This window comes from Tropicibacter alexandrii (assembly GCF_003667315.2).
Classification (GTDB): Bacteria; Pseudomonadota; Alphaproteobacteria; order Rhodobacterales; family Rhodobacteraceae; genus Tropicibacter; species Tropicibacter alexandrii.
Genome location: NZ_RCTZ02000010.1, coordinates 157,277 through 165,829 on the forward strand (window position 1 = coordinate 157,277; position 8,553 = coordinate 165,829).

Consider the following 8,553-nt stretch of genomic DNA (forward strand, 5'->3'; position numbering starts at 1 on the left):
GGCAACATGACCGCCGACGGCTCGAACGCCCGCAAGCGGTTCAAGGTGAACACCTCGGCCATCGTCATGGGACTGTATCTGCTGTTCCTGCTGCTGCCGATCTACTGGCTCTTGAACATGAGCCTGAAGACCAACACCGAAATCCTCAACGATTTCACCCTGTGGCCGCGCGACCTGACCTTTGCCAACTACGCGACGATCCTGACGGATGCCTCGTGGTATATGGGCTACGTGAACTCGCTGATCTACGTGACGATGAACACGGTGATCAGCCTCGCGGTGGCGCTGCCTGCGGCCTATGCGTTTTCGCGCTACCACTTTCTGGGCGACAAGCACCTGTTCTTCTGGCTGCTGACCAACCGGATGGCACCGCCCGCCGTGTTCGCGCTGCCCTTCTTTCAGCTCTATTCCAGCGTGGGGCTGTTCGACACGCATATCGCCGTGGCCTTGGCGCATTGCCTGTTCAACGTGCCGCTGGCGGTGTGGATTTTGGAAGGCTTCATGCGCGGCGTACCGAAAGAGATCGACGAGACCGCCTATATCGACGGCTATTCCTTCGGGACGTTCTTCGTGAAGATCTTCACCCCGCTGATCGCCAGCGGCATCGGGGTCGCGGCGTTCTTCTGCTTCATGTTCTCATGGGTGGAACTGCTGCTGAGCCGCACGCTGACCACCGTCGACGCGAAACCCATCGCCGCGATCATGACCCGCACCCAAGGCGCCTCCGGCATCGACTGGGGCGTGCTGGCGGCGGCGGGCATCCTGACCATCGTGCCCGGTGCGCTCGTGATCTACTTCGTCCGCAACTACATCGCCAAGGGCTTTGCCCTGGGTCGCGTGTAAGTCTGAAGAAAGGGAGGACTTTCAATGGACTGGATGGCATGGACCGGCCCGACCGCGATTTTCTTCGCCGTCATCGCCACGCTGCTGATCATCTTCACGGTGCTGGCGATCAAGTTCCCGGAAACGCCCCGCACGGGCATCCTGCGGATCGAGACGACGCGCGGCGACCGGCTTTTCATCACCCTTCTCGGCTCGGCCTTCATCAATCTGGCCTGGCTCGGGATCATCGGCACGGCACAGCCCTGGGCGCTGGCCGTCTGCCTGATCTACGCCGCAGCGGTCTTCCGCTGGGTGTGAGTACCCGTCCCGGCCCCGCGCCGGGACAAGAATAAGGTTCACTAAGGGAGGAAACCAATGAACCACAAACTCAAATCAACCACGGCAGCGCTGCTGATCCTTGCGGGTCCGGCCTTTGCCGATATGGACGCCGCCCGTGCGTTCCTTGACGCAGAGATCGGCGATATGTCGTCCCTGTCCCGCGCCGAGCAGGAAGCAGAGATGCAGTTCTTCGTCGACGCGGCCCAGCCCTATCAGGGCATGGAGATCAAGGTCGTCTCGGAAACCATCACCACGCACGAATACGAAAGCCAGGTGCTGGCGCCCGCGTTCGAGGCCATCACCGGCATCAAGGTCACCCATGACCTGATCGGCGAAGGCGATGTGGTCGAGAAACTGCAAACCCAGATGCAGTCCGGCGAGAACATCTATGACGCCTATATCAACGACTCCGACCTGATCGGCACCCACTGGCGTTATCAGCAGGTGCGCAACCTGACCGACTGGATCGACGGCGAAGGCGCCGCTGTCACCTTGCCGACGCTGGATCTGGAGGACTTCATCGGCCTCAGCTTCACCACCGGCCCGGATGGCAAGGTCTACCAGCTGCCGACCCAGCAATTCGCGAACCTGTACTGGTTCCGCTATGACTGGTTCAACGACGAGAAGAACAAGGCCGACTTCAAGGAACAGTTCGGCTATGATCTTGGCGTTCCGGTCAACTGGTCGGCCTATGAGGACATCGCCGAATTCTTTACCGGTCGTGACCTGAGCCATATGGGTGTCGAGGGCGAAATCTTCGGCAACATGGACTACGGCAAGAAGGACCCCTCGCTTGGCTGGCGTTACACCGATGCGTGGATGTCGATGGCTGGCATGGGCGACGTGGGTGAACCCAACGGCCTGCCGGTCGACGAATGGGGCATCCGTGTGAACGAGAACTCGCAGCCCGTGGGCTCTTGTGTGGCGCGCGGTGGTGCGACCAACGCACCGGCTGCGGTCTACGCGGTGGAAAAGGCCATCGAATGGCTTGAGAAGTATACGCCCCCCGCAGCGGCTGGCATGACCTTCTCCGAGGCAGGCCCGATCCCGGCGCAGGGCAACATCGCCCAGCAGATGTTCTGGTACACCGCCTTCACCGCCGACACGGTCAAGCCCGGCCTGCCGGTGATGAACGAGGACGGCACGCCCAAGTGGCGCATGGCGCCCTCGCCGCACGGCGTCTACTGGAAAGAGGGCCAGAAGGTCGGCTATCAGGATGCCGGTTCCTGGACCCTGATGCAGTCCACCCCTGTGGATCGCGCTCAGGCGGCGTGGCTTTATGCCCAGTTCGTGACTTCGAAGACCGTCGATGTGAAGAAGTCCCATGTGGGTCTGACCTTCATCCGCGAGTCGACCGTGCAGCACGAAAGCTTCACCGAGCGTGCCGACAAGCTGGGTGGTCTGGTCGAGTTCTACCGCTCGCCCGCCCGCGTCCAGTGGTCGCCGACCGGCACCAACGTGCCTGACTACCCCAAGCTGGCTCAGCTGTGGTGGCAGAACATCGGTGACGCCATGTCCGGCGCCAAGACCGCTCAGGAAGCTCTGGACAGCCTCTGCGCCGACCAGGAACGCGTTCTTGAGCGTCTGGAGCGTGCCGGTATCCAGGGCGACATCGGTCCCAAGCTGAACGAAGAGCGTGACGCTCAGTACTGGTTCGAGCAGCCCGGCGCGCCCTACCCCAAGCTGGAAAACGAGGACGAAGAGCCCAAGACCGTCTCCTATGACGAGCTGATCGCCTCCTGGAAGTAATTCCTCCCCGACCGGGGCCCGTTCGGGCCTCGGTCACCTCCCTTTTTCCCACAATCCGACCCAAACCAAATCGCTTTGCAGGAGAGGCGGTCATGACTCATATTCTGGCCATTGATCAGGGCACCACATCGACGCGGGCCATCATCTTTGACGGATCGATGACGGCCATCGCTTCGGCGCAAGAAGAATTCCCACAGCATTTTCCCCAAAGCGGCTGGGTGGAGCATGACCCGGCGGACCTTTGGGCGACCACGGCGGCGACCTGCCGCGCGGCCATCGAGAAATCCGGCGGCGCGCAGATCGCCGCCATCGGCATCACCAACCAGCGCGAAACGACGCTGGTCTGGGACCGCAAGACCGGCAAGCCGATTCACAACGCCATCGTCTGGCAGGACAGGCGCACCTCTGGCATGTGCCAGACGCTCAAAGCCGACGGCTTCGAAGAGGTCGTGACCGACCGCACCGGGCTGTTGCTCGACCCGTATTTCAGCGGCACGAAACTGGCATGGCTGCTCGACCATGTCGACGGCGCCCGCACCCGCGCCGAGGCCGGAGAGCTGGCCTTCGGCACCGTCGACAGCTGGCTGGTCTGGAACCTCACCGGCGGTGCGGTGCAAGTGACCGACGCCACCAATGCCGCCCGCACCATGCTGTACGACATTCACAAGGGGCGCTGGTCCCAAACCATCTGCGATCGCCTTGGCATTCCCATGGCAATGCTGCCCGAGGTGCGCGACTGCGCCAGTGACTTCGGCGAGACCCGCCCCGATCTGTTTGGCCGCCCGATCCCGATCCTCGGCATCGCGGGCGACCAGCAGGCGGCGACCGTGGGTCAGGCCTGCTTTGAACCGGGCATGCTGAAATCGACCTATGGCACGGGCTGTTTCGCGCTGCTCAACACCGGTGACACGCCGGTCCGGTCGCAAAATCGCCTGCTGACCACGATTGCCTACCAACTCGACGGCAAGCCCACCTATGCCCTCGAAGGGTCGATCTTCATCGCGGGCGCCGTGGTGCAATGGCTGCGCGACGGGCTGAAGATCATCCGCGAGGCCCGCGAAACCCAGCCGCTGGCCGAAGCCGCCGACCCCGCCCAAAACGTGGTGCTCGTGCCCGCCTTTACCGGGCTGGGCGCGCCCTATTGGAATGCCGAATGCCGCGGTGCGGTATTCGGGCTGACCCGCAATTCCGGCCCTGCAGAGTTCGCCCGCGCCGCACTGGAAAGCGTCGGCTACCAGACCCGCGACCTGTTGACGGCGATGCAGGCGGATATGGGCCACAGCTCAGAAGCGACCTTGCGTGTCGACGGTGGCATGAGCGCGTCCGGCTTCGCGATGCAGTTTCTCTCCGACATCATCGGGGCGCGAGTGGACCGCCCCAAGGTGTTGGAGACAACGGCGCTCGGGGCCGCTTGGCTCGCCGGCCAGCGCGCGGGGCTTTACCCGGCACAAGCGGAATTCGCTGCGGGCTGGGCGCTGGACCGGAGCTTTGTCCCCGGCATGGACGACAAGACGCGGTCAACAAGATACGCCGCGTGGCAACGGGCCGTCGAGGCGACCATGGCCTTCTGATTAGGCATGGCTGGAAAAGGCTGGTGATTGCGGAAGGGCTGATTTTCCAGTCATGTTAAAGCAAAATATCAGTCACTTAATGATCCGCAATCCAAGAGAATGTCACCTGTTTTCCGGGTTGACAATAGACGGCGGCACCAGAGGCTAATTCGACCAGCCTCTGGTTGTTTCGACGTCGAGATACAGATCAGTCCGAGCCCGGCCTCATGGACGTGTTCGATCTTCATCTTTATCGCCCCATTCGGGACCAACGAATGCCAGTGTGTCACGTTCACGCGGCAAAGACAGCGCCAACATGTTAAACATAATAAACTTATAATGATGGCGTGGCGATCCCGGCAGGACACAAAGACAGCCAATAAAATCAACGCGGTAAGTCGTCCAACATTGCAGCATTCCCCCATTGAGAACGTTGGGGAAAATCTGCGTTTGTCCAACCTGAAAACCGCAGATGCGGCAAAGAAAAACCCCGACGCGCTGGCGGGCGGCGTCGAGGTTCAAACTGCAAAGGAAGCGGGACAGCTTCGCCGGAACTATACCCCGAAAGGTGGCCGCGTGGCAATCGTCAAAGCGGCGCGAGCGCTGGCCAAGTGCCTCGTCTCCGGCATCACCGGGGACAAAGCGGCGGGGCTGGTGGCGATCTTCTCCGCGCGTCTGACCGAGGACCAGAAGGCGGGCATCGCCTATGCCGCGCTTCGCAGCATGGCCAACGAAAACGCCGCCTATGAGGTCGCATCACTGGCCCTTTTCGGCACCTATCGCGGGGAGGCTGTGGCATGACTATGCAGCGCAGACGCTCCGCATTCGAGCCTGAGATTGGTTCGCGCCGGATCACCCGTGACGGCAAGCGGCAAGAGTATCGCGGCGCTTTTGAGGGCTGGGTTGCCCAACGCGGCGAGGACGACATTCCCGAAGCGCAATGGCTGGCATCCGGGGCCGGTAGCCCCAAGCGCCGTGGCGACGAACTCGAACGCCTGTTGCATTACATGCCGACGATTGCCCGCGCGGCAACTGATACGTGGGCCAAGGGCTTCGCGGCGTCCATTTCCCGCCAAGCCCAGAAACGCGGCTGGAAGCCGACCCCCAAGCAATTGTCGATGATGCGCCGCTTGGTGTCCGACCTGTTCGCTCATGGCTATGAGGGGGAGGGCTTCGCTGTTGTTGACACCGACTGACCACCTCCCGAAGACGCTGCCGGATCGCACCTGCATCCGCCGAGAAGAAGAGATTGAGCGGCGCAAGTCGCTCTTTCGTCAGGCCAAGGCCACTTCAACCGGCCTGCGCACGGCATTGGACCAGCAATACAAACGCGGCTCCCTGACACGGGCTGACCACCTGATCCTTACCTTGATGATCCGTCAGAACTTGCGCGCGTGTGTGCGCAAGGAACTGTTCTATCGACCGACCCGCAAGGGACTGGCGCGGGCGTCCGGGTATAGCCAACGCACCGTTAGCACGTCTCTGGCGCGCTTGAAGGCCGCTGGCCTTGTTGTGGCCGTGCGCTATGCCAAGGGCGGCAGACTGGGCGACAAGGGGCATGGGCTGGCCACGGAATGGCGCTCTGGTTGCCTGCAACTGTTGCCCGATCAACTGGCCGCTCTGGGCTATCGCCTGTCAAAATCGTTCATCGCTGACCTGCGCGACTTGGCGGCGTGGGCGGCTCATCAGGTGGGCCAGCACACCGAGACCAAGGCCGATATTATTTTGCCCGCACCGCCTACCGGGAAGAAACTGCCCGGCACTTTAGTGGGGATAGTTAAGAGACCTTTGCGTCAACCGCATGTTGCGCCTGTGGAGGCGTCGGTGGGGCGTGTCGCACTGCTCGGGGATGATCCACCGGCGTTGCCCTTTGTGGGTGTCATCCGCAATGGCGATGAAAGGGCCGGTTCTCTGCGGCATGCCGATGGTCTTCAACGTCCAGCGCTTGGAAGGCTGGCAAAGTTGGCCACGGGTATGGCCAGACATTCCCGCAAGACCTGCGGTCCGGGTGCATCGGCACTGAAAGGCGGTGGTCAATGATTGCGGCGCTGTATCTCTTGGGCGTTCCCGCGCTTTGGGCGCTGATCCTTGGCGCGGTGGCCGACCTGCTAATCCTCTGGTTGGTCCCAATTCCGCAAAAGCGCAAACGGGTAGGAACCGTGGGTGGTAGTCTTTCTTTCTCTCTCCCGAAAAAATCCGGGGGGAAATCGGATGGCTAGGGCATCGAAAGAGGCAATGGCCGCTCTGCGCTTCCTTCCCAAGCTGGTCATTCCCGAGGGCCGGACGGCGGGCAAGCGGTTGAAGCTGGCCACGTATCAAAAGGACTTTGTGCGCGGGGCCTTTGCCAAGGACATAGCGGCGGGCGTCCTGTCGATCGGTCGCGGCGGGGCCAAAACCGCGCTGTCTGCGGGCATCGCACTGGGGCATCTCGTGGGCGAGATTGCCCCCCAGCCAAAGCGGGAAATCATCTTCGCCGCGCGCAACCGTGACCAAGCCAAGATCGCGTTTGGGTTCTTGGTCGGGTTCATCGAGGGCCTGCCCGAGGACGAGCAGGAGCAATTCACGATCCGGCGCGGCTCCAAGCTGGAGGTCGAGACTGCCGAGAACGGCGGCGGGCTGGCGCGCGTCATTGCTGCGGATGGCAAGTCTATCTTGGGCGGCGCTCCGACGCTGGCCATATTGGACGAGCGCGCGGCATGGGAACGCGAGAAAGGCGACAATCTCGAAAACGCGATCCTGTCCGGTCTGGGCAAGCGCGACGGGCGGGCGCTGATTATCTCGACGTCTGCGCCTGACGACGCGAACACCTTTTCGCGGTGGTTGGATGAACCGCCCCCCGGCACCTATGTGCAGGAACATCGCCCTGAACCGGGATTGCCCCCGGATGATCTGGCAAGCCTTCTCATTGCCAATCCCGGCGCGGTCGAGGGCATCGGCTCAACGCCGGAATGGTTGGTTGCACAAGCGCGGCGGGCCATTGCGCGCGGTGGCTCTGCCCTGTCCAGCTTTCGGAATCTCAACCGGAATGAACGTGTCGCGTCTGACGACCGTTCCGTCCTTGTGACCGTTGACGAATGGCTTGGGGCCGAGGTCGCGCCTGACGATCTGCCCGAACGCGCGGGGCCGGTGATCTTGGGCGTTGATCTGGGCGGCTCCCGTTCCATGTCGGCGGCTTCGCTGTATTGGCCGGAAACCGGGCGCTTGGAATCGGTCGGGGCATTTCCCTGCAAGCCGGGGCTGGCGGATCGCGGCGCGGCGGATGGCGTCTCGGGACGCTATGTCGAGATGCACGACCGGGGCGAACTGGTGACGATGGGCGAAACCACGGTTCCCGTTGGTCGGTTCATGGCCGATGTGGTGGCGCTGCTGGACGGGCAAACCCCGGCGGCAATCGTGGGTGACAGGTTCCGACATGCCGAGTTTCTGGAAGCCTTGAACGACGCTGGCCTAGAGCGCGTCCCGTTCATCTGGCGCGGGTTCGGATGGAAGGACGGCTCCGAAGATGTGGAGCGGTTCCGGCGCGCGCTATTCGAGGGCAAGATTTGTTGCGCCCCGTCCCTGCTGCTGCGGTCTGCCTTCGCTGACGCGATCACGCTTGTTGACCCGGCGGGCAACCACAAGCTGGCGAAGGCAAGATCAACAGGCCGGATTGATGCGGCGGCGGCAACGGTGCTGGCCGTGGCGCAAGGCATCCGCATGACGAGCGCACCCAAGGGCAAACGGGGGCGGGTCGCATGGGGATGAATGACTTCAAACGACATTCTGCGCGCGTCACGCGCGGGCCACGGTGGAAGGCGCTGCGGATGCAGGCGCTAGACCGCGACGACTGGCAATGCGTCGAGTGTGGCGAGCGGCGGCGGCTGGAAATCGACCATATCGAACCCGTCAGGACGCGCCCCGATTTGGCCTATTCGCTGGCCAATCTCCAAACACTCTGCGGGCGCTGTCATGCCCGCAAAACCCGAATTGAGGTCGGCATGGGCCGACCCAATCCCAAGCGTGATGCTTGGAAAACCTTGAACCGCCCCGGGTTTACCGGAGAGTAAAACTCTCAAAGGATGAACCCTATGGACCAGAAGAAGCACACCCCGAA

9 protein-coding genes are annotated in these 8,553 nt (G+C 62.5%); all 9 read left to right on the plus strand.

The window, feature by feature from the left end; genetic code table 11:
• Positions 1-6 precede the first annotated feature (6 nt).
• The 9 genes from D8Z78_RS14530 to D8Z78_RS14570 all read left to right on the plus strand — a co-directional run bounded on the left by D8Z78_RS14530 (position 7) and on the right by D8Z78_RS14570 (position 8,506).
• Positions 7-843, plus strand: coding sequence for a carbohydrate ABC transporter permease (locus tag D8Z78_RS14530; RefSeq protein ID WP_121631005.1), 837 nt, complete (start codon positions 7-9; stop codon positions 841-843).
• A 24-nt stretch (positions 844-867) separates the two neighbouring features.
• Positions 868-1,140 (plus strand): DUF2160 domain-containing protein, encoded by a 273-nt coding sequence (locus D8Z78_RS14535; RefSeq protein ID WP_121630982.1) that lies wholly within the window; start codon positions 868-870, stop codon positions 1,138-1,140.
• A 57-nt stretch (positions 1,141-1,197) separates the two neighbouring features.
• Positions 1,198-2,910 carry an ABC transporter substrate-binding protein gene (locus tag D8Z78_RS14540; RefSeq protein ID WP_121630983.1) on the plus strand — a complete coding sequence of 571 codons (1,713 nt, stop codon included), beginning with the start codon at positions 1,198-1,200 and terminating at the stop codon, positions 2,908-2,910.
• 92 nt (positions 2,911-3,002) lie between these two features.
• Complete coding sequence (gene glpK, locus D8Z78_RS14545; RefSeq protein ID WP_121630984.1) at positions 3,003-4,481, plus strand: glycerol kinase GlpK; 1,479 nt, start codon at positions 3,003-3,005, stop codon at positions 4,479-4,481.
• A gap of 321 nt (positions 4,482-4,802) precedes the next feature.
• Positions 4,803-5,261: a hypothetical protein gene (locus tag D8Z78_RS14550; RefSeq protein ID WP_128910791.1), complete on the plus strand. Its 459-nt coding sequence runs from the start codon at positions 4,803-4,805 to the stop codon at positions 5,259-5,261.
• A complete protein-coding gene (locus D8Z78_RS14555) occupies positions 5,258-5,656 on the plus strand; it encodes a hypothetical protein (RefSeq protein ID WP_128910792.1) in 399 nt (132 codons plus the stop codon). The genes D8Z78_RS14550 and D8Z78_RS14555 overlap by 4 nt, the downstream gene beginning before the upstream one ends.
• A complete protein-coding gene (locus D8Z78_RS14560) occupies positions 5,643-6,500 on the plus strand; it encodes a hypothetical protein (RefSeq protein WP_128910793.1) in 858 nt (285 codons plus the stop codon). Before D8Z78_RS14555 ends, D8Z78_RS14560 begins: the two co-directional genes overlap by 14 nt.
• A 171-nt stretch (positions 6,501-6,671) precedes the next feature.
• Positions 6,672-8,204, plus strand: coding sequence for a terminase large subunit domain-containing protein (locus tag D8Z78_RS14565; RefSeq protein WP_206169688.1), 1,533 nt, complete (start codon positions 6,672-6,674; stop codon positions 8,202-8,204).
• 59 nt (positions 8,205-8,263) lie between these two features.
• Positions 8,264-8,506, plus strand: coding sequence for an HNH endonuclease (locus D8Z78_RS14570; protein WP_240672129.1), 243 nt, complete (start codon positions 8,264-8,266; stop codon positions 8,504-8,506).
• The last annotated feature ends 47 nt before the right edge of the window (positions 8,507-8,553 follow it).